This window comes from Klebsiella sp. WP4-W18-ESBL-05 (assembly GCF_014169075.1).
Lineage (GTDB): Bacteria > Pseudomonadota > Gammaproteobacteria > Enterobacterales > Enterobacteriaceae > Kluyvera > Kluyvera ascorbata_B.
Map to the genome: position 1 here is coordinate 1,609,464 of NZ_AP022057.1, position 25,902 is coordinate 1,635,365.

Here is a 25,902-nt window from a genome sequence, read left to right on the forward strand (position 1 = left end):
ACGGAAGGGAGAGCGGGATAAAAGAGAAAGTGGTACATATTTACAGCCATACGCACTGGGATCAGGAGTGGTATTTCACTTCATCGCGCTCGCGGATTTACCTCTTGCATCACGTGAAGAATGTACTGCGCGTGCTGGAGGAGAATCCCGATTTTTCATGTTATCTACTGGATGCGCAAAGTGCTCTTATCGAAAGTTATCTGCAGTGGGCGCCGGAAGATAAAGCGCGACTGAGCGCCTTGGTAGCGGCAAAACGCCTGCTGACCGGACCCTGGTATACGCAAACCGATCAATTGGTGGTTCACCAGGAATCGGTGGTACGCAACCTGTGGTATGGAATGCGCGTAGCCGATGAATCCGGCGGGAGCATGAAGCTAGGCTACGTACCGGACTGCTTCGGTCAGGGCGGTAATATGCCGCAAATTTACCGGCAGTTCGGTATTCGCCACGCCTTGTTCTGGCGGGGCATCGCCGACAACACACTTCATGAGACCGAATTTTGCTGGCAGGGGGATAACGGCGATACGGTATTTGCCGTGCAGATGCCGTGGGGGTATCACTATGGCGGTTTGCTGGATGAAACACCGGATACCATGGCGGCGTTCCTGCAGGCAAAGATGGCACCGATAGAAGCGCGCAGCGCCCGGACGAATCTGCTGTATCCGCACGGTTTCGATCAAGCGCCGATTCGTGAGAATCTGCCGGATCTGGTGCGTCAGTTCAACGCCTGCGACGACGAGCGCCGTTATCAAATTAGTAGCCCGCTCGATTTTATCACCGTGTTGGAGAAAGAGGCCGCTGGTGATGTCCGTACGCTTCATGGGGAACTGACGGAAGGTAAACACTCCAGGGTACATAAGACGATCTTTTCCTGCCGGGCCGACCTGAAGCGGCTTAACAACGACATTGAGGCTCTGCTGGTCAATACTCTGGAGCCGGTTTTGGCCATCAGCCGTAGCCTGGGACACGACTACCCCGCCCGCGCGGTAGCGGATATCTGGAAGCTGATGTTTTTCAATGCTGCCCACGACAGTATTGGTGGCTGCAACAGCGACGAAACGAACCGTGATATTGCCGCTCGCTATAAGCAGGCGCACGATCTCGCCAGTAATCTGCTCGAGCTGCATACCCGGCAAATCGCCATTCGTACCCCGCGTGAGCACGATTATACTTTTAGCGTATTTAACCCATTGACCGCACCCGCTGCGCCACAGATTACCTTTGAAGCGTGGCTACCGGGCACGCCGTTTATTTTACGCGATGCCGCAGGCCACGCGCTGCCGTATGTGATTGAAGCGCAGACGGATCTGACCGACTATGTGCTGAATCAGACTATTCGCCTTAACCCCAGTCAGCCTTACCATAAGCCAGAGCGAGTGTACCGCAGCAAAGTGACGGTGAGCAGCAGCGCGCTGCCCTCGCTGGGCTATACCCGCTGGTACGCAGACTTCAGTGCCGACGGTGCAAGCCAGACTCAGAGTGATACGCGGTCATGGATTGAAAATGACTATTATCGTATTGATGTAGAGGAAAATGGTCTGCTGACCGTGACCGACAAAGCCAGCGGGAAACGCTACGCCCGGCAGATGTTGCTGGTAGAAAACGGCGATGACGGCGACGCCTACAACTATTCGCCGCCACGCCACGACAGGCAGGTCACGTCGGAAGGTTGTCTCAACGGCCTGGACCGCGAGCGCAACGCGCTGCGACAAACGCTGCGTCTGCGCTATCGGATGCCAGTGCCGATTGACCTGGAAGCGCGAGCACGCGGCGTTTTCGATGGCGTCATGCCGGTCACCGTCGAGGTTATGTTGCAGCAGGATGCCCTAATCCGCTTCACCGCCGAGGTCGATAATCAGGTGCTGAGCCATCGGCTGTGCGTGCATTTTGCAACGGATATTCTGGCAAATGTCTCCTGCGCCGATCGGCTGTTTGGCGCTGCCACGCGGCCGGTGCAGCTAAGCAACTCGCTGCGGGTGTGGGAACAAGAGGAATGGCATGAGAAGCCGATAGCGATAGAACCGATGCAAAGTTACGTTAACCTGCACGACGAGAACCACGGTTTTACGCTGCATACCAACGGCGTGCGCGAGTATGAAATTGTCGGCGACCGTTTTGACACGATCGCCGTCACCTTGTTCCGCTCGTTTGGCTACATGGGTAAAGCCAATCTCCTTTATCGTCCTGGTCGGGCGTCGGGAGAGACGGTTGTTGCCACGCCGGATGCCCAGCTATTGGGGACGCTCTCGTTCAGCTTCAGCTGGCGCATCTACCGCGGGGCATTTGATGACGCGCAGCACGCGCGGCTGTCGAAGACCTTAATGACCACGTTCCCCGTCTATCAGGACAGCGATTTTCTGAACGGCCGTCTGCGGTTTTGCCTTAGTGATGAAATACGTTGTTACCCGCATGAGTACAGCCTGCTGACACTGCCTGATGGGCCACAGGATGCACTGCTGAGCGTGGTGAAGTGCGCCGAGCGGGGGAGCGGCTTAGTATGCCGCTTCTATAACCCGCACCTTGAAACGCCGGTGTTGATTCCGCCGCTGAAAAATGCGCACTGTGTGCTACTGGACGAGCAGACGCCGGCGCAGGAGAGAGCGACGCTTAAGCCGAACGATGTGCAGACGCTGTATGTAGCAATCGCCTGAAGAGGGAAAGATGAGACTGTTCACCACTAAGCGAGTCAGAGATATTTTTATCCAGATTGCGCAGGGTACGGCGACGCAGGTGTCGCTCGCTAAAGCCATGAATGTCTCAACGCGGACGATTCGCAGCGATCTCAAAACGCTTAGCGACATCGTTGGCGAAGCGGGTAACCGTCTCATCTACGATCGTAAAACGGGCTTTTCGATTCAGGTTGATAACCCGGCTGGCCACCACACGCTGCTTGAACAATCGCAAAAACCGTGGAAAGAATCACGGGCGACCGGAGAGCGGCGCCGTGCGCTGCTTACGGCGTTGCTGCGGCAAGGAGCGGAGGTGTCGTTGGAGATTCTGGAGTCGACATGGTTTATTAGTCTGTACACCTTGCGTAACGACATCACCCTGCTGAAACGCCACTTTGCACTCTACGACATTGTCATTCACAGTGAAGGTGCCGATTGCTATAAACTTCAAGGCAGCGAGATGGCGCTGCGCCGCTGTATTTATGACCATTTGCTGCGGGCGAAAGAGGCGGATGATGAATATGCTGCGCTGTTTGATACGCTTGCCCCAATATCGGAGATTAAGCAGGCGTTGGGTGGGTATGTGGTTGAGCGTGGGCTGCAACTGAGCGATGTTAATCTGCGCTTCTTTACCCTGATTTGCGCTATTAGCGCGGGGCGGATACGGCAAGAGCACTGGTTGTTGGAGGCGTCTTTCGACGCCGGGGATCGGCTATTTAACTCCGCCGCTGAAGATATTTTCCGCCTGCTGAATGGTGCAACCTCAGCCGTGCTCAGCAGTGAAGTCAGTTACCTGGCGATGCACCTTGCGGCGTTTTGTACACACGCGGCTTCCGTGTCGGCGGCGAATCCTGATGGCGACGCCGCTGAACTGACGATCATGAACCATTTTCTCAGCTACGTCAGCGCATCCTGGTTTTGCGATGTTTTCTACGACGATGTATCCCGCGCCAGCCTGCTGAGCCATATTAAAGCGATGCGCATTCGGGTAAACCACGGAATTACGATTATCAACCCGCTCATCGAGCAGATAAAGCGCCACTACCCGCTGATGTACGAAATGACCCTGGCGGTTTTCAGCGAGCTGGAACATTTTTTCTCTGGCCCCATAAGCGATGATGAAATTGGGTATCTGGTCATGCACATTGGCGCCATTCTGGAAGAGACACATCTCAAGAACGCCGATTGTACCCTGAGCGCGCTGGTGGTCAGTGAGCAGGGCGGTGCACCGGCCAGGTTGGTATGCCAGAAAATAATCCGCATGTATCCACAGTTGGCGATTGCGCGCTGTATCTCGGTGGAGCAGTACAATGCCGCCGAGTATATTGACGAAAATCTGGTCATTAGCCTGGTGGCGGTGACGGAGAAAAACCGGCGGGTGATTCATCTGCCGCCTTTACCCGAACGCTGGCAGTTGGAAAATATGAAGTATTTTCTGAACGCACAATCGCCGCCGCCGCCGACCATGGCGAACTATTTCTCTGCCGAACACTTTTTTATATTTACCGACTGCCCCCATGATAAAGCGTCGCTGATGCAGTTTCTCTGCGCCGGGCTCGTGCGTCAGGGGCGGGTGGATGAACACTATCTGCCATCCGTGCTGGAGCGGGAGAGCCGGGCTTCAACGCTGCTGGATGACAAAATGGCTATCCCGCATCCGCTGGGGCTAGTGGCGTTGAGCACCATGGTGACCGTTGCGGTATTTCCGCAGGGGATTGAGTGGGATGAGGGAAAAACGGTGAAGCTGGTATTTATGCTGGCCATCAGCGAGGATGCCTTCGTCGATAGTATGCTGATATATGACTATCTGACCAACATTCTTGATGATGATGTGATTGACGCGTTGAGCCAGTGCACAAGCTATGCGGCGTTTATGGCGCTGTCGCAGAAGTATTTTTTGTAGTATTTATCCTGAATCATGCCTTTCCCCTGCGGGGAAAGGCATGCTGAAATTACACCCGGCTGCCCCACAGGTCGTATTCGTCGGCGTTTTCTACCTTCACACGTACGACGTCGCCCGGCTTCACGTTGCTTTCGCCGTTCAGGTATACCGCGCCATCGATTTCCGGAGCGTCGGCCATGCTGCGGCCAATCGCGCCTTCTTCGTCGACTTCGTCAATCATAACCAGAATTTCGCGGCCGACTTTCTCCTGCAAACGCTCAGCAGAGATCTGCTGCTGCAGCTGCATGAAGCGGTTCCAGCGTTCTTCCTTAATGTCATCCGGTACCTGGTCCGGCAGATCGTTGGCGGAGGCGCCGTCAACCGGGCTGTACTGGAAGCAGCCGACGCGGTCGAGACGGGCTTCCTTCAGGAAGTCGAGCAGCATCTGGAAATCTTCTTCCGTCTCGCCCGGGAAGCCGACGATAAAGGTCGAACGCAGGGTCAGCTCTGGGCAAACTTCGCGCCACTGCTTAATACGTGCCAGCTGGCGGTCAACGGCACCCGGGCGTTTCATCAGTTTCAGAATACGCGGGCTGGCGTGCTGCAGAGGGATGTCGAGATACGGCAGGATTTTGCCTTCTGCCATCAGCGGGATGACATCATCAACGTGCGGATACGGATAAACGTAGTGCAGACGGACCCAGACGCCCAGTTTAGCCAGCTGTTCGCACAGGCTGGCCATGCTGGTTTTCACCGGTTCACCGTTGTGGAAGCCGGTGCGGTGCTTCACGTCAACGCCATAGGCGGAGGTATCCTGAGAAATCACCAGCAGCTCTTTCACGCCGGCATCAACCAGACGTTTCGCTTCGGCAAGCACTTCACCAATGGGACGGCTTACCAGATCGCCGCGCATAGACGGGATGATGCAGAATGCGCAGCGGTGGTTACAGCCTTCAGAAATTTTCAGATAGGCGTAATGGCGCGGCGTCAGCTTAACGCCCTGTTCCGGCACCAGGCTCAGGAACGGGTTGTGCTGAGGCTTCGGTGCGTAGTGGTGTACGTGTTCCAGCACCTGCTCGTAGCTGTGCGGACCGGTAATTTCCAGTACCTTCGGGTGCACTTCGCGAATTTGATCTTCTTTAGCACCGAGGCAGCCGGTCACAATCACCTTGCCGTTTTCTTTCAGCGCTTCGCCGATAGCTTCCAGGGATTCCTGGACTGCGCTGTCGATAAAGCCGCAGGTGTTGACGATAACCATGTCGGCGTCATCGTAGCTGGGCACGACGTCATAGCCTTCAGTACGCAGTTCGGTCAGGATGCGTTCGGAATCCACGAGGTTTTTCGGGCAGCCTAAAGATACAAAGCCAATTGTGGGCTGGCGATGAGGTGATTTGTCTGACATATGTACATTGCTCAAAAGTTGGGGCCAGGAAAAGCGGGGATTCTACCATGATGGTAGGAAAACTATACGTCAATAATACGCGATGAACGCTGATGATGCAGGCGAAGAAAATCGCCAGCAGCATCAGCGGAGAAGGGCCGCCGACCTGGATAGGACTACGGTTTTGTCACCGTGTCTCCCCGGACAATAAAGGGGACGGAGTCGCGAAGCGACGGGTTGACGGTACCGCTGTGATCAAGCCCTTCATAAATATGCACTTCCGTTTGGGTACCTGCGGCTTTAACGGCGTCGGAGAAGCGCATCTGCATGGCGGTGGGGACATTGATATCGACGCTGCCAATGCCAATAAATACCGGATGCTGAATATGCATCGTTGGATACAGCATGGTGTTGATACCCGCACTCAGCAGGGATTCAATGGCCGGTTTCAGCGTATTGCCGGCGTTAAGACCGGCCTGCATGGTTTTTTCCGTCAGCGGCGTAATACACAGATTTTTCGCCTGTTCCAGCAGGGGGAGCGCGCTGTCCTGGAAATAATCTGACGGCTTCAGCGACGGGTCTGCGTCGGCGGCCGCAAGGTAGATATAGAAAATATAGGGGATTTTAGGATCACCGGCCTGCGCATTGCCTGCACTCGCAGGTGGCAGAATATCCGCTGCGGTGGTGTTGGCGGCAAAATACGGCGTGCCGGTCAGCACCGTTGAACGGATGTTCAGCTCAGGTGCGTACTGCGGCTGAAAACCTGCGCTTGAAAATGCCGCATGTGCGCCCTGCGATTGGCCTACAAGAATGAGTTCATTTTTCAGTGGAAACTGGTGCAGCGCGGCCCGAACGCCGTCCAGTATGCTCCACGCTTCCCCACGGGCATTCAGATAATGGTGCACGCCCTCCGAGCCGAGCCCGGCGTAGTCCGGCGCCACGATGGCGTAGCCCAGAGAAAGCCAGGTGTTGAGATACTGCTTGTCTCTTGCCGTGCGTTCATTGAGCGAGGGGGCGCACTGATTGGCGACGCCAACGGTACCATGCGCCCAAACAACCACCGGCCATCCGCCTTCCGGCGTTTTCCCTTTGGGAAGAAATACCGCCGCAGAGTCGATGCGTGACGAATGCCCGTCCACGCCGCTGCGCGAAGGGTAGTGCATCAGATATTGCTGGGCGGCTTCGCTCAGCCCGTGATTGGCGCTCAGCGTGGTAATACTTTCACGGCTTTTGGTGTCCGTCGGCGCCGCAATGGCGGGAGCGACGCTAACCGACAAGAGCAGTAATGCGGACGCGCCAGCCCGCAGCTTTTCCTGAAATAACATTCATTACATCCTTTTCTGTAGCCTGAATAGTCACAGTGTAGTCGGCGATGCGTGAACGCAGGGTCAATCAAATCAGGATAGTACGGGAAGGCGCAGGGGCCGCTTTTCTGCTGTCAGTCGCGTCGTGAAGTTGTTTCATTGTTAAATATGTTGCAAATAATGAATTGTTGATGTCGCGCAGTATTTTGTACTATAAGGACTTCCCCGGCATGTCAAAGCCGGTATTTATGGTTTCTGTCTGCTCTTCAGTAAAAATAAAGGGGAGAGACTGCGGTACTATAAACGGCCATGATGAATCGTCATCGATTCGGGCCCTGATGAAAGACGCGCGTGAGGTTCTTGTTCGTTAAGCGGATACGTATATCCTGTACAATAGCCAGATAGGCCTCACGGGGTCTAACCCTTTATCATCAACGAATTGCAGGTCAGATGGTTATACAGCTTCGAGCTTTAGTTGACTGAGTACAGCCGGAAATCATCACCGTAATGTAGTGATGCCCAACACAGCCGCGCATTTTTAGCGGCGATGGCCACAACAGCCCGCCAGTACCCTCTGCGCTCAACCAACATACAAACCCAACGGCTGAATGAGTCAGTCCTTTTCCCGGCGCCAATAAGCACTGAACGAGCCCCCTGAACCAGAAGCGTTCGCAGATACGAATCACCGGCTTTTGTGATCCTGCCGAGTTTCGACTTTCCCCCGCTGCTGTATTGTGATGGCGTCAGCCCCAGCCAGGCTGCCAGTTGACGTCCATTTTTAAAATCATGTGCATTACCGATACTGGCGACCAGTGCACAGGCCGTTGTGGGACCAACGCCCTTTAGCTCCATCAGCCGCTGACTGCGATGATCTGTTTTGGCTATGTGGGACAAAATTCGGTCATATTCAGTGATGTTAGCTTCAATGCGATCAACGTGTTCCATCAAATCATCAACACATTGCTGAACCTGAAGCGGTAAAGAGCTCTTCTGCACAGAAACCATGTGGCGCAGGGCATCAGCACTTTGTGGCGCGATGACACCGAATTCAGATATCAATCCTCGCAGACGATTATACGTTGCTGTTTTCTCTTCGATAAAACCCTGACGGGTACGATGTAAACACTGCATGGCCTGCTGGCTTTCGTCTTTCACTGGTACGAACCGCATATGCGGACGACGAACAGCTTCACAGATAGCCTGAGCATCAGCTGCATCATTTTTTCCTGATTTTCCGGCCATGCGATAAGGCGATACAAACTTAGCAGCCATCAGACGTGGCTCATGACCATACTGCCGAAACAATCTTGCCCAGTAGTGAGCCCCGGAGCATGCTTCCATCCCGATAACACAGGGAGGCAAACTTGCAATTAACTCAGGAAGTGCAGCACGCGATACTTTAGGCTTAACCAGAACAGTTCTACCATTTTGATCAACACCGTGAACAGCAAACACATTTTTAGCAAGATCGATACCGACAGTCGTGATAGTCATAACGAATTCCTCCGGGACGATGTGTACCCCATGATTGCACAAGAGTTAATCAGGCGCATAATCAGGGGAAGTCCCTTCCATTCGTTAAGTAATCACATAATGAAAATGCCAATGGGTGGCAAGGGAGGTAAATGCATGACGGAAAGCAAACTGAAACGCAAGCTGGTGAGGCGGCTCATTAGCGCGCGGATTGACCTTGATGCCTATTTGCAGCTGCGGAAGGCTAAAGGGTATATGTCAGTCGGTGAAAACGATCATCTGCGTACTAACCTGCTCGAACTGTGTGGCGAACTGCGCGAAAACGCGGTGGCTTTGAAATTGTGCACTTCGCTAAATGAACTTGAAACAATGCGGCAGGCGGGCGAGGCAATGGCTTCCGCTGCGGTCTGTCTGATGAGCGGGCGCTATGACTGCCCCGCCTATATTGCGGTTAACGTCGAAACGCTGGAACGCTGCCTGACTGCGTTGACAAAAAGTATCCATAAACTGGAGGCCGAGTCTCACGCAGTGCAGGTCTGAAATCAGGGGGAGGTGACTCCCCCTGTATTGTGATGGTTAGCACGGGAATTCGGCATAGGGCGCGAGATAACCGTGTGGATCCGTTTTCCGGCAGTAGGCCTTAATGGGTAATGGATCTTCGGCACGCATCTGCCAGATAGCGAGCCATTGCAGCATTGTTGAGCGCACGTCGCTCAGCGTCGGGTCGTTCCAACGGTTATGTAGCTCAAAGGGATCGTCAGCAATGTTAAACAGGCGAAACTCGCCGGTCATGCTGGCGAACAGTGACCAGTCGCCGCTGCGAATTTTGCGATGTCGACCGCTTTGCGTGATGGCATTCAGTTCATCAAGCCGCGGTATGTTCTCGCCATCATCCCACATAATGCCCGGATGCGAGTGCATTGGAATATCGTCGGCGGTGTAGGGCAGCCCGCCAAATCCCTGCTCGATATAGACGCTGGCAAACTCGGCTTCCGGCCATGACTCACCGCGCAGCATCGGCAGCAGGCTGCGTCCCTGCACGCTCAGCGGCAGCGGCTGGGCCATAGCTTCGCAGAAGGTGGGCATCATATCCGCTAATGAGACAAAAGCGTGTTGTCGCTGCTGTACGATGCCGTCACCGCTCACGATCAGCGGAATGCGGGCAAGCATCTCCGGTATCTCCGCGCCTTTACGCAACAGACCAAATGCGCCGACATAATCGCCGTGATCGGCGGTTATGGCCAATAAGCGCGCACGTTGCTGGTGGCGGTGAGCCAATCCTTCATGCAGCCGTTTTACCTGATCGTCAATCAGTCGCAGCATACCGCAGTAGTTAGCGCGCGCCCGTGCGATGTGATGATCGTAATTTGGGTCCGACTCAACGCCAATGTCGTGCAGGTAGTGCCAGGCAAAAGATTGGTTGGCCCGATCGTTGGCGTCTGGGAAAAGCGGCGGCAGGCTGTCGGGGGGAAACAGCGAAAACCACGGTTCCGGCACCTGGTAAGGGTTGTGCGGTTCGGGGAAGGAGACAACCAGCAGCAGCGGTTTATCCGCCGGTTGCTGGTTGGCCCACGCCAGCGCCCGTGACACGATACGGAATTGGTTTTGCTCTTCGACCGGGAACGGCGTGGCCTGGATGGCAGTGCGGTGGCGCAGGTCGTGCAGCCACTGTTCAAAAGCGGTCCATTCACTCTCGGGCACCACGCGGCCTTCGTGTGAAAACTCATCCCAATAGTCGACGTCGCTGGCCGACAGCCAGGTATGGTTTTTCCCGACCATCGCGGTGGCGTAGCCCGCGCGACGCGCGACGGCAAACAGGTTTTCACCCGGCACCGCCAGCTCCGCCGCCGAGTTTTCTACCACCCGATGCGCCGATGGATAGCGGCCAGTAAACAGGCTGGTGCGCGCCGGGCAGCACAGCGGGGCGGTAGTGTAGGCGCGGTCAAAACAGGCACCGTCCTGCGCCAGCGCATCCATAAACGGGGTGGTGTCGAGGGGGAAACCTTCTCGCGCGCAGTGATCGGCACGCTGCTGATCGGTGATGACCAGCACAATATCAGGACGTTCATTATGCGCCATGGTGGCTCCTTTGGTAGTCGGTGGCGGTATCGCGACGCACGCTGGGACGCATGGCAATGCCGCACAGTGCGGAAAGTGTGCAGACAACGGTGAGTACCAGCGCCAGCACGTAAGCATTACCGTCGGCCCAGATAAGAAGGGTCAGGCAGGCGGCTGGGGTCAGGCCGCCGATAATGGCAGACACCTGATACACCAGCGAGACGCCGGTGTAGCGCACCTCCACCGGGAAAATATCAGCGAGGAACGCCGACTGAACGGCAAACGGCATCATGTTGCAGATACGCATGATGATGACACCCAGCACCATCACCGGCACGATTTGGGTGTTGAGCATGGCGAACATAGGCAGCATCGACAGCGCAACCAGCACCATGCCCAGAACGAAAATACGTTTGCGCCCCACGCGGTCAGAAATTTTGCCCGTAATCAGCATGAGCGGGATGGCAATCAACGTGGGGACCAGCGTGGCGACAAGGCCAATGGAGTTACTCATGTGCAAATAGGTGGCGACGTAGGCGATGACTACTGAACCGGCCACGTTGCCGGAAATGGCATCGGAGGCGCGGGCGCCAAGCCCTAGCAGCAGCGCTTTCCAGTGATGGCGTAGCACCGCCATGACCGGGCTTTTTTCGACCTTATTTTCTTTAACCAGCCGGGAAAAATCACCGGTTTCCTCCATGCGGACGCGGACAACCATCGCGTACACCAGCAGGATAGCGGACAGCAAAAACGGCACGCGCCACAGCCAGGCGGCGAACAGCTCATCACCGGCGAAGTAGGTGCAGCAGAGCACCAGAATGGTCCCTAACGCGCCGCCCACCGGGTTGCCGAGCTGGGGAATCGCACCATAGAAGCCGCGCTGGGATTCCGGAACCGATTCGATGGTGGCCAGCGCCGCGCCAGCGTATTCACCGCCGAGGCCAACACCCTGCAGGATTCGGCAGATAATCAGGATAACCGGCGCGGCGGTGCCGATTTGCGCGTAGCTCGGCAGGCAGCCGATAATCAGCGTCGGAATGCCCATAATCAGCATGGTGGCGACCAACAGCTTTTTACGCCCGACGCGGTCGCCGAAATGGCCGAAGATTACCGCGCCCAGCGGGCGCGCAACGTAGCCCATCGCCACCGTTACCAGCGAGGAGAGCGTGCCGACGGCGGCGCTTTGTTCCGGGAAAAACACCTGATTAAAGACCAGCGTCGAAACGGTGGTATACAGCACGAAGTCATACCATTCGAAGGTTGAACCAAGAAAGCTCGCTAGCACGGTGCGTTTTGCGGCAGCGGACAGGCGGCCTGAAGCAGCGGAATTCATAATCAATCCTTTCGTCCCCGATGGGGGCGCGGTGAGAAAAGCAAAATGAATGAAGCGGTGATTCAGATGTTGGGAAGGATGTTGTGTAGGCCCGATAAGGCGCAGTGCCCCCGGTAAATCGGCGCAAGATTCGCGGATGGCGGTTTTGCCTTACCAGGCCTACGACAACAAGGGTTTTGGGCGGATGACGTGCATCCGCCCCGTCGCGCTTAACGCATAATGCGGCGCAAAATGCGGTTAGCCTGTTCCTCAAAGTTGCTGGCGGCCTGATCGATCGTCGCCTTACCGTAGTCGATGCTTTGCAGCGCGGCGCTGAACTGCGCGCCAAACTGCGGATCTTCCAGATAAGGCAGCGCTTTCGATTTGTTTGGCAACGATGCGGACTGAAGCAGGCCCGAAATCACTGGGTCGTCGTCGGTCAGCAGGCCCGCTTCACGCAGAATCGTTTCGCCAGCCTTGCTCAGCGGCACGCCACGCTCCAGCGCCACGGGGATGACGCCGTCTTTTTCGCTCATCAGGAAGTTAATCAACATGGCCGCTTCCTGGGGATGGCGGGTGTTTTTGCTCACCGAGAACATCAGCGCCGTTTTATGGAACTGACCGGCATCTTTGGCGCCTTCACGCATTGGGTAGGGCCCCATCACCAGATCCGACGGATTCGGCAAATTCTGCGACTCGGCGGTATACAGCACGTTCCAGTTGTAGACGCCGCCCCACTCTCCGTTAATCCACGGTTTCATCTCGTAGGCTACGCCTTTACCAAACGAGGCCATGGTGCGGGCATCCGGCACCGCGTGGGCGTCAACCAGCTTACGGTAGAAGGTGAACGCTTCTACCAGATCGGCGTGGCTCCAGCCGAGCTTGCGGGTTTTTTCATCCACCATCGGTTTCTGATTACCCTGATAAACGTAGGAGTTCAGCAGCAGCAGCGCGTCCTGTTCGGTCAGAATGAGCGGGAAGTAGTTATCGCCCAGCTTCTCTTTGAATACCGGACCGGCTTTCAGCAGCTCGTTCCAGGTTTGCGGGAGCGCAACGCCGGCTTTTTTCCAGGTGGCGGCGTTGTAGTAAAAGAGCATCACGTTAGCGGAAATCGGAATCGCGTTTACCTTGCCGTCGACCGTGGTGCTGGCCAGTGACTCGGGGGAAAACTGGTCAAGGCCGATGGGTTTACTGAGCTTATTCAGATCGTAAAAGCCGTCGCCGGTTTTCGACAGCAGCGTCAGCCAGTTCCAGTTGGTCTGGATAACGTCGGCTTCGGTATTGCTGTTGATCTGCGTTGTCAGACGCGAGTAGAAACCGTCCCAGCCGGTGTATTCCGCCTTCACTTTGATGTTGGGATATTGGGCTTCAAAGGCTTCCAGCGCTTTTAAGGTTGCCTGGTTACGGGCTTTGCCGCCCCACCAGGCAAAACGGAGTTCCACCTGATCGGCGCTGTGCGCAATCGGCATCGCGGCGAAACTGCAGCAGGCAAGCAGGAACAAAACAGACTTTTTCATGGATGAATCCTCCGTGTTCAACGAGTTAGTGTTGCTGCCGACGCCAGGTTGTTAAGCCTTTTACCAGCCGCATCTCCTGTTCGCACCACGGCTTACCTTCTGGCGTCAGCACGTCGTGGAACCAGAGCGACTGCGGGTCCGGGTGGTTTTTATTGACGCTGGTCCACGGGATCCAGGTCTGGGTGCGGCCCTGTACCAGACCCCACTGATAGCAGCCAGCAGCAAAGGCGCAAAACAGCGGTAGCTGTTCGCTGAAGACGCAGTCCATATGGCGAGCCAGCCACTCTGTGCACAGGATGGGACGATTGCGCGCCGTCAGGCTTTCCAGCACGCTGAGCTGACGAGCGGCGGTGTTGTAGTTGTGGTAGGTGATGATGTCTGACAAATCCATGGCGGCCGCGTCGATCGGGTGTTCCAGCGTGCCGTATTTTTCATGGTCGATGTGCCATGCGCCGACGGTCAGCGGCTGAGTCGGGCCGACTTTACGCGCCCAGCCGAAAGTCGCGGTCATTAGCTCCAGCGCGAAGGTTTCCAGCGCTTCGTCATACTCCATCGATTCCGTCGGCGACAGGTTGATGCCGCGGTTGCCCGGTTCGTTGTAAAGATCCCAAATGGTGATGCGGTCATCGTCTTTGAAGCGGGTCAGGACGTCGCGCACGTAGGCTTCTACGCGCGGCCACTGGGCGGGGTCCATCACAATAGCGCGCCCCGGGCTGGCGGCCGCCTGGCTGTTATGTACGCCGTCACGCGGCGGTTTTTGCGGCCCGAGGTACGGCTCGTCACCGGAAAAACCACAGTCGTCCATCAGCGTTAGCATCACCTGAATATTGTGCTTTGCCGCCACGCTGAGGAAGGTGTCGATGCGCGCCAGCAGGCCGTCGCGATCGGCCTCCCAGACGATAAACGGCAGGTTGGTGCGTAGCGCGTTGTAGCCATAGTCATGCGCCCAGCCCAGTTCCTGGTCGATCGTGGCAATATCAAAGGTCTCCGCCTGCCACATTTCGGTCCAGTTTACCGCGCTGCGCGGGAGGTAGTTGAAGCCACAGGCCCAGCCATGCTGTTGAAACCATGCTTGCGCCTGAGATTCGGTCCATTGCGAATGCATTTCTGTATCTCCATCACTAATAATTATTAGCTAATATTTATTAACTGACGAGAGATACGCAATCCCAAAGCTGCCAATATGCTGGGGCGTTCACAAAAAAACCGTTGGGTAACTGTGCTATAGTCGGCGACGTCAAGGAGTAATCATGCAGAAAAAAAATAAGATAACGATGAGTGATATCGCCAGGGAAGCCGGTGTCTCGCAGGCGACCGTTTCGCTGGTGCTCAACAATAGCCGCGCCATTCGCCTGAGCGATGCCACGCGCGAGCGGGTATATGCCGCCGCGCAGGCGCTGGGCTATCAGAAGATTATCGTGCCGCACCGTCAGGACGGGCAGGAAGAGATAGCCATGCTGCTGTGCGGGATGCCGAACTATGACCCGTTCGTTGACGCCATTAGCGAAGCCAGCAGCACCGCCTGGCAGCGGGATACGCTGCTGAGCGTGTACGACTATGGCGACGATATGGAGCTGGCTGCGCAGATTCTGCGCCAGCTTGATCGACGCAACTGTGCAGGTGTGATCCTGGCCAGCTCCGTGACGCGCGCGTTTGATTTTTCACCCTTTGAACCGTTGCTGAATAAGCCGGTGGTGCTGCTGAATCAGTACGATCCTCATCGTCCGCTGCTGCCGACCTTTTTGCCGGACGATCGGGCTAACGCCTGCCAGACGGTCAACCATCTGCTGGCACAGGGTGTGACGCGTATCGCCCACATCATGGGCGATGAGTGGATGGACGCCAGCGTGCTGCGTCTGGAAGGCTATCGTCAAACGCTGGAACAGGCGGGGATCGCGGTCGATGAGGCGCTCATCAAACAAACCGACTGGTCGCTGGACGCGACCTTTAAAGCCACGCTGGAGCTGATGCGTCTGCCGCAGCCGCCGCAGGCGATTTTCTGCGCCAGCGACTGGATGACGCTGGGCTGCTACCAGGCGCTGGCCACCTTAAACGTGTCGATTCCGGGAGACGTGCTGGTGTGTGGTTATGACGATCAGCGCATTGCGCACCAGCTGACGCCAGCGTTAACCAGCGTGCAGCTGGCTTATAATGAACTGGGCAGAATGGCGGTGAGTTACCTGTGCGAGGGCGACGATACCGCCGCGCACATCCGGCTGGTGGGGAAATTACAGGTGCGTGGCAGCAGCCAGCGCACCTGAGGGGCTAGCTGGCTAGCTGACCGGAATCATCACCACCTCGCGGAACGCCGGGCGCTCGGCGAGCTGCTGATACCAGCGGGTGAGATGCGGGCGCGGCTGCCAGGTGTTGACCGTTTCCAGCAGGTTATAGACGAACGGCGCGACGGCAATATCGCCCACGCCAAAGCGGTCGCCAGACAGCCAGCGCTGCCCGGCTAGCGTGTTGTCGAGTATCGCTAGCAGCGGCTCGCAGGCGACGATCGCGCCCTCAATCTCCGCCATGTTGCGCTGCTCGGCGGGGGTTCTCACCAGCCCGATGAGAATCTTACGGTGCACCGGCGACAGCGTCTCGTTGGCCCAGTCCATCCATTTTTCGCTTTTGGCGCGCGCGATCGGTTTGCTCTGCCACAGCCTGTCCGCGCCATACTGTGCCGCCAGATAACGCACGATGGAATTGGACTCCCACAGCACGTCTTCGCCGTCCTTTAGCATCGGCACCAGGCCGTTCGGGTTGAGCGCCAGGTAGGCCGCGTCGCGGTTCACGCCAAAGCCCTGGCCCGCCATAATCTGCTCGTAGGGCAGGTCGAGCTCGGCCAGCGTCCAGCGTACTTTCTTCACGTTTGTTGAATTATTTCTTCCCCACAGCGTAACCATAGTCACTCCCGTTTTTTTCGCGAAAGTTCAATGTGAGCCAAAGTTAACGCTTACGCAATCTTGATCAAAAAAAATGTCAGGTTTTAAGCACAAGCCGGGGATCTTGCGTAAACTTAAAAAACTTTACCAACTCACTGTTTCTTTGAGAGAGTTTCTACGCTATTACTCACGGCCTGGTGCAACACGGTACTGTCGTGGCGTGTTTTTGGGAATGGATACTTGGGTGGCTTCTATGATGTGTAACGCTAACGCCTTTCGCAGCCTGATGGCAGGCTCTGTGCTTTTACTTTTGGTCGCGCCGATAGCGCAGGCGGCAGAGCAGCTTCCTGATGCTCCGGCCATCGATGCCAGGGCGTGGATTTTAATGGATTACGCCAGCGGTAAGGTGCTGACGGAAGGCAATGCCGATGAAAAACTGGATCCGGCCAGTCTGACAAAAATCATGACCAGCTACGTCGTCGGCCAGGCGCTGAAGGCGAATAAAATCAAGCTGACCGATATGGTGACCGTGGGCCGCGACGCATGGGCCACCGGCAACCCGGCGCTGCGCGGGTCATCGGTGATGTTCCTCAAGCCCGGTGAACAGGTTTCCGTTGAGAACCTGAATAAAGGGGTGATCATTCAGTCGGGTAACGATGCCAGTATTGCCATCGCTGACTACGTCGCCGGCAGTCAGGACTCTTTCGTTAGCCTGATGAACGGCTATGCGCAAAAAATCGGCCTGACCAATACCACCTTTAAAACCGTGCATGGCCTGGATGCCCCGGGGCAGTACAGTACGGCGCGTGATATGGCATTGCTGACCAAAGCGATGATTCACGATGTGCCGGAAGAGTACGCGGTACACAAAGAGAAAGAGTTCACCTTTAACAATATCCGCCAGCCGAACCGCAACCGCCTGTTGTGGAGCAGCAACCTTAACGTCGACGGGGTGAAAACCGGCACGACGGCCGGGGCAGGGTATAACCTGGTCTCGTCGGCTACTCAGGGCGATATGCGGCTGATTGCCGTGGTGCTGGGCACCAAGAGCGATCGCGTGCGCTTTAACGAATCGGAAAAACTGCTGACCTGGGGCTTCCGCTTCTATGAAACCGTCACCCCAATTAAACCAGATGCCACGTTCGTCAGCCAGCGCGTGTGGTTTGGCGATAAGAGCGAAGTGAATCTGGGCGCCGGTGAAGGCGGGTCAGTGACCATTCCGAAAGGCCAGTTGAAAAACCTGAAGGCCAGCTTTGCGTTGACCCAGCCTCAGTTGACGGCGCCGTTAACCAAAGGTCAGGTGGTCGGGACCATTGACTTTAAACTCAACGACAAAACCATCGAGCAGCGCCCGCTGATCGTGATGGAAGCGGTCGAAGAGGGTGGTTTCTTCAGTCGTATGGTGGATTTCGTGTTGATGAAATTCCACGACTGGTTTGGCAGCTGGTTCGCTTAATCGCCGACTAATACAGCAGCGAGATTTGCTGCTGTTTCGCCAGCGTCACCAGCTCGTCGTCCGGGCAGATGTCGCTGGCAATCACATCAAAGCGCGTCAGGTCGCCCATGCGGGCAGGGCGCACTTTGCCAAATTTGCTGTGATCCGCCACCAGCACGTGATAGCGCGACTGGCGCATCGCCCAGTGCTTCACCGGCAGCTCTTCAAGGTTAAAACAGGTTGCCCCCATCTCAACGTCGATACCCGCCGCAGAGTAGTAGGCGATGTCCGGACACAGGTGCGACAGCGTATCTTGCTCGCTGATCGGTTTGAAAATGGCGTTGCTGGCGTGAAACTCACCGCCGCAGAGAATCGGCCGGCAGTGAGGTTTATCCTGTAGCGCAAGGAACGTGTTCAGCGAGTAGCACACGGCGGTAAAGGGCAGGTCATTATCAATGGCGTCGATGATCCACGGCGTGGTTGTACCGCAGTCAAAAAACGCCATCTGGTGCGCTTTTAACAGCTTTGCCGCATGACGCGCCGCCAGCTTCTTTTCTTCGACCAACCGCGTTTTCTGGTCGCTGAGCAGGTAGTGCGGCACGCTGCGTGGTTCCAGCACCACGTAACCACCCAGCAGAACCACCGGGCCGCTCTCGCTGTTCAGATCGCGACGAATGGTCATTTCCGACACGCCAAGCAGTGCCGCCGCTTCTTTAAGATGCAGCTTGTCGCTACGTTTCAGTGCCTGAATCAGTTGACCAATTCGCTCGTCGCGTCGTGTTTCCATAGTGCCTCTGATGGACGTGTCCCGGCAAAAAGGCCGGGGTTCAGCGCGCTATTTTACCTGCGTGCGCGGTGCTAGTCACGTACCCAGCCTTTACGAATTGGCAGGGAGAACACCAGACGATAAATCTGCTGCAAACGCGGGTAAACCGCCGCGCCGATGTACTGCCAGAGCATTTGTGCCACCAGGCAGCCAACGAGGCCGCTGAGGAAACCGCCCAGCATATCCATTGGCCAGTGCACGCCGAGGTAGACGCGAGACCAGGCAATGGCCACGCCAATGGCCATCAGCACCAGGCCAGACCACAGTCGATGCCAGAACAGGAACGCCAGCGCGAAGGTGAAAATGACCGTGCCGTGATCGCTGGGGAAAGAGTTGTCGGGCGCATGATGCAAGAACGTGTGGCCGACGTTCGCCACAAAAGGACGGGCGTGCGGGAACAACTGCCCCATTGTCCAGGACAGCGTCAGGCTGACGGCGATAGCCAGTGCTACCTTGACCACCAGGTGCCGCTGGGCGTGGACCTGCTTACGTTCTCCCCACAGCCACATGGCGGCGGCGAGCAGCGGGACAATCAGAATCAGATCCTGTGCGATAAAGGTCGCTAATGCTATCTCCCAAGCCGCAGAGGCGGGCGTGGCGTTGATCAGCAAAAACAGCGTGTTATTCAGGTTTTCCAGCATAACGTTCCGGCTTTATAGATGACGGTTTGATAACAGCTACCTTAAAAATCCTTTTCCGGACGGTAAAGCGGCATTGTCTGAATCGCGCTACCGTCGTGCAAGTGACTGATATTAAGGTGGCGTATGGCGTGGGTACAGTATAGCGTGCGCTACCTTAAGCCAATCTTAACAACATCAATTTGTGCGAAATCGTTAATTGACGTGATAATTAACTATCACCACTACTGTGCATTGATTAAACTTGCGCGTTTTTATAATGGTTACGAGTCATCTATGGATACTTCCTCTCCTTCCCGGAAACGCTTAGGGCGCAAGGCGATTCTGTTTCCGCTTTGCCTCGTGCTCTATGAATTTTCCACTTATATCGCTAACGATATGATTCAGCCCGGAATGCTGGCGGTGGTGAAAGAATTCAACGCCGGCGACGAGTGGGTGCCGACGTCCATGACCGCCTATCTCGCGGGCGGCATGTTTCTGCAATGGCTGCTGGGGCCGCTGTCCGACAGGATTGGCCGCCGCCCGGTGATGTTGACCGGGGTCATCTGGTTTATCGTGACTTGCCTGGCCACCCTGATGGTGCAAAATATTGAACAGTTCACCTTCCTGCGTTTTTTACAGGGCGTCAGCCTGTGCTTTATTGGCGCGGTAGGGTATGCAGCGATTCAGGAATCTTTTGACGAAGCCACCTGTATAAAAATCACCGCGCTGATGGCTAACGTTGCGCTGATTGCGCCTCTGCTGGGGCCGCTGGTGGGGGCCGCGTGGATTCACGTAGCGCGCTGGGAGAGCATGTTTGTGCTCTTCGCGGTACTGGCGGTCATCGCCTATGTGGGGTTGCATAAAGAGATGCCGGAAACGGCGACCCGCATTGGTGAGAAGCTGTCGATTAAAGAACTGGGGCGCGACTATCGCGAAGTGCTCAAAAACGGCCGCTTCGTGGCCGGAGCGCTGGCAACGGGGTTTGTCAGCCTGCCGCTGCTGGCGTGGATTGCGCAATCTCCGGTTATTATTATCAGTGGCGAACAGGCCAGCAGCTATGAATACGGGCTGCTGCAGGTGCCGATTTTTGGCGCGTTGATCCTGGGCAATCTGGTGCTGGCACGGTTGACCTCACGCCGTACGGTACGTGCGTTGATCATCGCCGGCGCCACCCGATTATGTTTGGCCTGCTGCTGGCCTCCGTTGCGACGGCGGCGTCGTCCCACGCTTACCTGTGGATGACCGCTGGGCTGAGCTTCTACGCCTTCGGGATTGGCCTCGCGAACGCCGGGCTAGTGCGTCTGACGCTATTTGCCAGTGAGATGAGTAAAGGAACGGTGTCGGCGGCAATGGGCATGCTGCAAATGCTGATCTTTACCGTAGGGATTGAGCTGAGTAAGCATTGCTATCTGCTGGGCGGCATTGGCTTATTCAGCCTGTTTAATCTGGCGGGTGGCATACTGTGGCTAGTGTTGATGGTGATGTTCCTGCGGGATAAAACCGTCGGCAGCGGCTTACAGCCAGGATAATAGTCCGGCCGGATAAAGTAACGCCGCCATCCGGCAGCCGGAATGAAATGGCCCGATAGCGCTTTGCTTATCGGGCCTGGCGTTGGGTCAGGCAAACGGCGCTTCGCCTTTCAGTACCTTATCGATAATGGCCAGTACGCCTTCCTCGTTATTGTGCGGTGCAGCATAACCGGCAACGGCCTTCACCGCGTCGGCCGCGTTGGCCATCGCGAACCCGAAGCCGGCCTGGCTTACCATCTCGATATCGTTGCAGCTGTCGCCAAACGCCACGACTTCATCGTCGCGGATCCCCCAGCGCGCCTGCAGCAGGCTCAGGCCGTGGGCTTTATGTACGCCCGGCATGATCAGATCGATACTGCCGTGACCGGTGGTGACCGCGGTGAGCATATGGCCGAGCTGGTTATCAAGCAGCACCTGCATTTGCGGCACCTTGTCGTCCGGAATATTGAGGGCGAACTTGAGGATGGTGTCATTAAGGCTATCGAAATTCTCCACCCGTTCCAGACGGTGATAGTAGTGGGCCGCGATATCATGGAAGCGCGCATCATACTGTTTCAGCGTGTAGGCACTCTGTTTTCCGCAGGCGATAATCTCGATTTCCGGACGCGTTTGCAGGAACGCTACGATCTGCTGGAAACGATCGCGCGGCATGTCGCAGTTAAAGATATCTTCACCGGCATCCCGTACCCAGCCGCCGTTCTCAGCGACGAACGCGATTTCACCGGCGATCTCCGGGAAGAACGACGCTAATTGATAGTACTGGTTGCCGCTCGCGACCACGAAGCGAATCTGCTGCGCTTTCATCTGCGCATACTGCTGAAGAAAACGCGCACGGTTATAGGTTTTTTTGTCGCTTAAAAACGTGCCATCCATGTCGACAGCAATCAGTTTAACGCTCATCAATGACTCTCCATTACAACGCGGGGCTCGGGTTTGGCCACCGCTTTCGCCACCAGAGCGGCAATCAGAACCAGCGACAGTACGGCCAGCATGGCGCTACGCAGGCCGTAATGTTCGCCAAGGAAGCCGAGCAGCGGCGGCCCGACCAGGAACGCCAGATAGCCGGTGGTGGCGACCACGCTGACGCGGGTAGGCGCATCCGGGCCGGTATCGCTGGCGGCGGAAATGGTTAGCGGGAAGCCAAGCGAGGCGCCCAGCCCCCAGAGGATCACCGAGACGCCGGCAACCCAGGCGCTGTCGACAAAGATAATCAGCGCGATGCCCAGCGCTCCCATCAGCGCGCTGGCGCGCACGACGGTGACGCGGCTGTAGCGGTCGATAAACCAGCCGCCGGTAAAGCGTCCCACGGTCATCCCCAGCGTGAAGCCCGCGTAAATCAGCGAGCCGGAGGCAGGGCTAAAGCCGTGACCGTCAACCATCAGCAGCGGCAGCCAGTCGTTGGCCGAACCTTCGGCGAAGGCCATTGCCAGCACCACCACGCCAATCAACATCAGCTGCATATCGCGCCAGAAGGGCACGCCTTTTTCCTGATGCTGCGCGTCTTCAGCGACGTTCTTGCCGGTGCCGTCGGGAATGGCCTTGATGGCGATAGCGATGGGGGCGATTCCCACCAGCGCCGCCAGCAATATATGCCACATTGCCGGCAACCCGAAGGCGGTAACCGCCATACCGACGCCCGCGCCGACCAGCGTACCGAAGCTGTAAAAGCCGTGCATCATGGGGAGCACGGTTTTTTTCATCTCGCGCTCGACGGCCGCGCCTTCCACGTTGATGGCCACCTCCGCCGAACCGAAGCTGGCGCCAAAAATGGCGAGCCCCACGGCGAAGATCCACGCTGAAGCTTCATGTAGCGCCAGGCTTAAAATCATCATTCCGAAGATAGCGCATGACATGGTGGTACGAATAACCGCCCGGGTCCCGAATCGTTTCACTAAAAACGCCGAACAAAGGATGCCGCTCATTGAACCAATCGACAGGCCAAACAGCACGATGCCCATTTCGGCGGTAGAAACGGACAAAATATCGCGGATCGCCGGCGTACGCGTGGCCCACGAGGCCATTAATAAACCGGGTAAAAAGAAGAACATAAACAGCGCCCACATGCGCAGCTGCAGGGTTTTACGGGAGGTTAAGGTTGTCATCCATTCGCGTCGGGTCGGAAAGTGTGCAGACAACACTAACAAGGTTGTGTACATTTGTACATAATCAGAAAGAGGAGAATTATGGCTCGCCGACCGAACGACCCGCAGCGCCGGGAGCGCATCCTTGACGCCACGCTTGAGACCATCGCAACCCATGGGATCAGTGCGGTTACGCACCGAAAAATCGCGACCTGTGCCGACGTGCCGCTGGGCTCGATGACCTATTATTTTGACGGTATCGATGCACTGCTGGGTGAAGCATTCCGCACGTTTACCGAGCGAATGTCAGAAGAGTACAGCGCCTTTTTTGCCCGCGTAGAGACGCCCGCCGATGCCTGTGATGCCGTGGCCGAGCTGATTTTCACCAGCCAGGTGACCACCCCCAGAAATATGACCCTGATGTACCAGCTTTACGCGCTGGCAAGCAGTACGCCATCGATGAAAGCGATTATGCAAAATTGGATGCAGCGCAGCCAGCAGACGCTGGCGCAGTGGTTCGATCCGGTAACCGCCCGCGCGCTGGACGCATTTATTGAAGGGATGACGCTGCATCTGGTCACCGACCGCCAGCCGCTGGCGCGCGAGGATATTCGCAAAATGGTCGGGCGTATTGCCGGAGATAGTTAAGGCGAGCCGTCGGCAGCAAAATGTGAGCATCGTGCCCTGTGCGGCATCAACCTGCAACATAAGACAACGCGTGATTGTGACGTTCTTAATCCGTATGAATTAAGGGAAAGAGGATCCGCGCGATGGGCGAAGGGGTGTTTTTAACTTATTGATAGTTAGATGGTTGGTGAAATTCAGGCAACAAAAAACCCATCAACCTTGAACCAAAGATGGCGGGGTTGATGGGCTCCACAAAATGGGGACATCAAAGAAAAGCAGTGGCACTAATTAAGACTCGCACCCTGATAAAAAGTTCTGCATTGCGCAAAAATATTTTTCTTTTCTTTGTTTTTGTGGTCAGGGCTAGCCCCCAAGCCCTGGCCAGATAATGATGATAAGCGTACCGGCAAGCGTTAATAACACGTTGGCTATCGCGTAAGTGCCCGCGTAGCCGAGCGCCGGGATGTTGCTGCGCGCGGTGTCGCTGATGATTTCCATCGCCGGGGCGCAGGTGCGCGCGCCCATGATGGCACCGAACAGCAGCGCGCGGTTCATGCGCAGCACGTAGGCGCCAAACAGGAAGCAGATAACGACCGGGATCAGGCTGACAAACAGACCCGCCACCAGCATCTGGCCGCCAACGACGCCGAGACTTTTGCCGATGCCGCCGCCTGCGCTCAGGCCAACGCCCGCCATAAAGACCATCAGGCCGAACTCTTTGACCATGTTCAGCGCGCCCTGCGGAATGTAGCCGAAGGTCGGGTGGTTGGCGCGCAGGAAACCGAGCATGATACCTGCGAACAGCAGCCCGGCGGCGTTACCGATGCCGAAGTTAAAGTTGCTGAACTGGAAGGTGATCATGCCGATCATCAGGCCGACGATAAAGAAGGCACAGAAGGCCAGCAGATCGGTCACCTGGCTGTGGATGGACACAAAGCCGATGCGATCGGCAACGGTTTTCACGCGGCGCGCGTCGCCGCTCACCTGCAGCACGTCACCTTTGTTGAGCACGATGTTGTCGTCGATCGGCATTTCAATCTGGCTGCGAATCACGCGGTTAAGGAAGCAGCCGTGGTCGGTCAGCTTCAGCTGCGCCAGGCGACGGCCCACCACATTGTGGTTTTTCACCACGATCTCTTCGGTAACGATGCGCATATCCAGCAGGTCGCGGTCGAAGACCTCTTTACCGTTACGGAAGCTGGGGTCCAGGCGCGCGTGCGCGTCAGGGTAGCCCACCAGCGAAATTTCATCGCCCATTTGCAGCACCGCATCGCCGTCGGGGTTGGCGAGAATGCCGTTGCGGCGGATACGTTCGATATAGCAGCCGGTCTGGCGATAGATGCCCAGCTCGCGCAGATTTTTACCGTCAGCCCACGCCACCAGCTCCGGCCCCACGCGGTAGGCGCGGATGACCGGCAGATAGACTTTACGATTGGTGTCGGTGTCCAGGCCGCGCTCGCGGGCGATTTGCTGGGCGCTGGTCTGCAGATCCTGATGCTGGAACTTCGGCATATAGCGGGCGGCAACGATCAGGCTGACGAGGCCAATCAGGTAGGTCAGCGCATAACCAAGGCTCAGGTGATCCTGTGCCTGGGCCAGCAGAGTACCTTCCATGCCGGAGTGGCGTAGGGTATCGCCCGCGCCCACCAGTACCGGGGTTGAGGTCATTGAACCAGCGAGCAGACCCGCCGTCAGGCCGATATCCCAGCCGAAGAGTTTACCCAGCCCCAGCGCAATCAGCAGCGCGCTGCCGACCATCACCAGGCCCAGCATCAGATAATTTTTGCCGTCGCGGAAGAAAATAGAAAAAAAGTTCGGTCCGGCTTCGACGCCGACGCAGAAAATAAACAGCATAAAGCCCAGATTCAGCGCGTCGGTGTTAATACTGAAATGCTGCTGCCCTAATAACAGCGAGACCACTAAAACGCCAATGGAATTACCAAGTTGGATGGAGCCAAGACGTAATTTGCCAAGACAAAGCCCCAGCGCTAATACCACGAATAATAACAGGATGTAATTCCCGTTTAACAAATCTGCGACGTTTATATTCACGGAATCTAACTTATCGTTTACCAGTAACGTGTTGAAAGAAATGGCTATTTGGTCTACCTTTGGACCAAGGGCGGTGGTAGGCTTGCTGCTATCCTGTACCCAAAAAATAACCAGAAAATAGCGTTCAGTAGTTTAATCGTTCCTGATCGTTACGGCTAGCAACAATCGCTTTTAGCACCGAAGTGTTTTGGCAAGGAAAGCCAGAAACTTTATCTGACTGGGCGTCCGTAAGGGCGATAAATGGAGTTTGATAGAGAATTTTT

19 protein-coding genes and 1 pseudogene are annotated in these 25,902 nt (G+C 56.3%); 7 read left to right on the top strand and 13 right to left on the bottom strand.

Annotation, left to right across the window (positions count from 1 at the left end):
* Nucleotides 1-29: 29 nt before the first annotated feature.
* Nucleotides 30-2,651: a mannosylglycerate hydrolase gene (mngB, locus tag H7R58_RS07760; protein WP_227674959.1), complete on the top strand. Its 2,622-nt coding sequence runs from the start codon at nucleotides 30-32 to the stop codon at nucleotides 2,649-2,651.
* Between the two features lie 10 nt (nucleotides 2,652-2,661).
* A complete protein-coding gene (locus H7R58_RS07765) occupies nucleotides 2,662-4,572 on the top strand; it encodes a BglG family transcription antiterminator (RefSeq protein ID WP_182929228.1) in 1,911 nt (636 codons plus the stop codon).
* Between the two features lie 49 nt (nucleotides 4,573-4,621).
* Here H7R58_RS07765 and rimO read toward each other — a convergent pair whose 3' ends face one another.
* From rimO to H7R58_RS07780, 3 genes are all read right to left on the bottom strand, one after another.
* On the bottom strand, nucleotides 4,622-5,953 hold the full coding sequence (rimO, locus tag H7R58_RS07770) for a 30S ribosomal protein S12 methylthiotransferase RimO (RefSeq protein WP_182929227.1): 1,332 nt from the start codon (nucleotides 5,951-5,953) through the stop codon (nucleotides 4,622-4,624).
* A gap of 155 nt (nucleotides 5,954-6,108) precedes the next feature.
* Nucleotides 6,109-7,257, bottom strand: a complete 1,149-nt coding sequence (locus H7R58_RS07775; RefSeq protein WP_182934690.1) for a lipase family protein — start codon at nucleotides 7,255-7,257, stop codon at nucleotides 6,109-6,111.
* Between the two features lie 450 nt (nucleotides 7,258-7,707).
* Nucleotides 7,708-8,730: an IS110 family RNA-guided transposase gene (locus H7R58_RS07780; RefSeq protein WP_000156887.1), complete on the bottom strand. Its 1,023-nt coding sequence runs from the start codon at nucleotides 8,728-8,730 to the stop codon at nucleotides 7,708-7,710.
* Nucleotides 8,731-8,865: 135 nt separating this feature from the next.
* On the opposite strand from H7R58_RS07780, the gene H7R58_RS07785 reads away from it, so the two are divergent.
* Nucleotides 8,866-9,249: a biofilm formation regulator BssR gene (locus H7R58_RS07785; RefSeq protein ID WP_106924517.1), complete on the top strand. Its 384-nt coding sequence runs from the start codon at nucleotides 8,866-8,868 to the stop codon at nucleotides 9,247-9,249.
* Between the two features lie 36 nt (nucleotides 9,250-9,285).
* On the opposite strand, the gene H7R58_RS07790 is transcribed toward H7R58_RS07785, so the two are convergent.
* The 4 genes from H7R58_RS07790 to H7R58_RS07805 form a co-directional block, all read right to left on the bottom strand.
* Nucleotides 9,286-10,788 carry a sulfatase-like hydrolase/transferase gene (locus tag H7R58_RS07790; protein WP_181357955.1) on the bottom strand — a complete coding sequence of 501 codons (1,503 nt, stop codon included), beginning with the start codon at nucleotides 10,786-10,788 and terminating at the stop codon, nucleotides 9,286-9,288.
* Entirely contained in the window at nucleotides 10,778-12,100 is a 1,323-nt protein-coding gene (locus H7R58_RS07795; RefSeq protein WP_182929224.1) for an MFS transporter, read from the bottom strand. The genes H7R58_RS07790 and H7R58_RS07795 overlap by 11 nt, the downstream gene beginning before the upstream one ends.
* A gap of 209 nt (nucleotides 12,101-12,309) precedes the next feature.
* A complete protein-coding gene (locus H7R58_RS07800; RefSeq protein ID WP_182929223.1) occupies nucleotides 12,310-13,596 on the bottom strand; it encodes an ABC transporter substrate-binding protein in 1,287 nt (428 codons plus the stop codon).
* A gap of 25 nt (nucleotides 13,597-13,621) precedes the next feature.
* Nucleotides 13,622-14,701, bottom strand: a complete 1,080-nt coding sequence (locus H7R58_RS07805; protein ID WP_182929222.1) for a cellulase family glycosylhydrolase — start codon at nucleotides 14,699-14,701, stop codon at nucleotides 13,622-13,624.
* Nucleotides 14,702-14,846: 145 nt separating this feature from the next.
* Between H7R58_RS07805 and H7R58_RS07810 the strand changes: the two genes are divergently transcribed.
* Nucleotides 14,847-15,857 (top strand): LacI family DNA-binding transcriptional regulator, encoded by a 1,011-nt coding sequence (locus H7R58_RS07810; protein ID WP_106924512.1) that lies wholly within the window; start codon nucleotides 14,847-14,849, stop codon nucleotides 15,855-15,857.
* A 12-nt stretch (nucleotides 15,858-15,869) separates the two neighbouring features.
* Here the strand turns inward: H7R58_RS07810 and H7R58_RS07815 are convergent, their stop codons facing one another.
* Complete coding sequence (locus H7R58_RS07815) at nucleotides 15,870-16,490, bottom strand: glutathione S-transferase family protein (RefSeq protein WP_106924511.1); 621 nt, start codon at nucleotides 16,488-16,490, stop codon at nucleotides 15,870-15,872.
* 232 nt (nucleotides 16,491-16,722) lie between these two features.
* Here H7R58_RS07815 and dacC point away from each other — a divergent pair, with 232 nt between their 5' ends.
* Nucleotides 16,723-17,925, top strand: coding sequence for a serine-type D-Ala-D-Ala carboxypeptidase (gene dacC, locus H7R58_RS07820; protein ID WP_106924510.1), 1,203 nt, complete (start codon nucleotides 16,723-16,725; stop codon nucleotides 17,923-17,925).
* A gap of 7 nt (nucleotides 17,926-17,932) precedes the next feature.
* On the opposite strand, the gene deoR is transcribed toward dacC, so the two are convergent.
* Together deoR and ybjG are read right to left on the bottom strand one after the other, a co-directional pair.
* Nucleotides 17,933-18,691, bottom strand: a complete 759-nt coding sequence (deoR, locus tag H7R58_RS07825; protein ID WP_106924509.1) for a DNA-binding transcriptional repressor DeoR — start codon at nucleotides 18,689-18,691, stop codon at nucleotides 17,933-17,935.
* 71 nt (nucleotides 18,692-18,762) lie between these two features.
* Nucleotides 18,763-19,371, bottom strand: a complete 609-nt coding sequence (ybjG, locus tag H7R58_RS07830; RefSeq protein ID WP_106924508.1) for an undecaprenyl-diphosphate phosphatase — start codon at nucleotides 19,369-19,371, stop codon at nucleotides 18,763-18,765.
* A 273-nt stretch (nucleotides 19,372-19,644) separates the two neighbouring features.
* Between ybjG and H7R58_RS07835 the strand changes: the two are divergent.
* Nucleotides 19,645-20,879 (top strand): annotated as a pseudogene (locus H7R58_RS07835) (MFS transporter).
* Between the two features lie 87 nt (nucleotides 20,880-20,966).
* Here H7R58_RS07835 and H7R58_RS07840 read toward each other — a convergent pair.
* Both H7R58_RS07840 and H7R58_RS07845 read right to left on the bottom strand, forming a co-directional pair.
* The gene (locus H7R58_RS07840) at nucleotides 20,967-21,779 is read right to left on the bottom strand and encodes a Cof-type HAD-IIB family hydrolase (RefSeq protein WP_182934691.1); all 813 of its coding nucleotides are present in this window, start codon (nucleotides 21,777-21,779) and stop codon (nucleotides 20,967-20,969) included.
* Nucleotides 21,779-22,981 (bottom strand): MFS transporter, encoded by a 1,203-nt coding sequence (locus tag H7R58_RS07845; RefSeq protein ID WP_106924506.1) that lies wholly within the window; start codon nucleotides 22,979-22,981, stop codon nucleotides 21,779-21,781. Before H7R58_RS07845 ends, H7R58_RS07840 begins: the two co-directional genes overlap by 1 nt.
* A gap of 81 nt (nucleotides 22,982-23,062) precedes the next feature.
* On the opposite strand from H7R58_RS07845, the gene H7R58_RS07850 reads away from it, so the two are divergent.
* A complete protein-coding gene (locus H7R58_RS07850) occupies nucleotides 23,063-23,608 on the top strand; it encodes a TetR/AcrR family transcriptional regulator (RefSeq protein ID WP_182929220.1) in 546 nt (181 codons plus the stop codon).
* A 342-nt stretch (nucleotides 23,609-23,950) separates the two neighbouring features.
* Here H7R58_RS07850 and H7R58_RS07855 read toward each other — a convergent pair whose 3' ends face one another.
* Nucleotides 23,951-25,639 carry an aspartate:alanine antiporter gene (locus H7R58_RS07855; RefSeq protein WP_106924504.1) on the bottom strand — a complete coding sequence of 563 codons (1,689 nt, stop codon included), beginning with the start codon at nucleotides 25,637-25,639 and terminating at the stop codon, nucleotides 23,951-23,953.
* Nucleotides 25,640-25,902 lie beyond the last annotated feature (263 nt).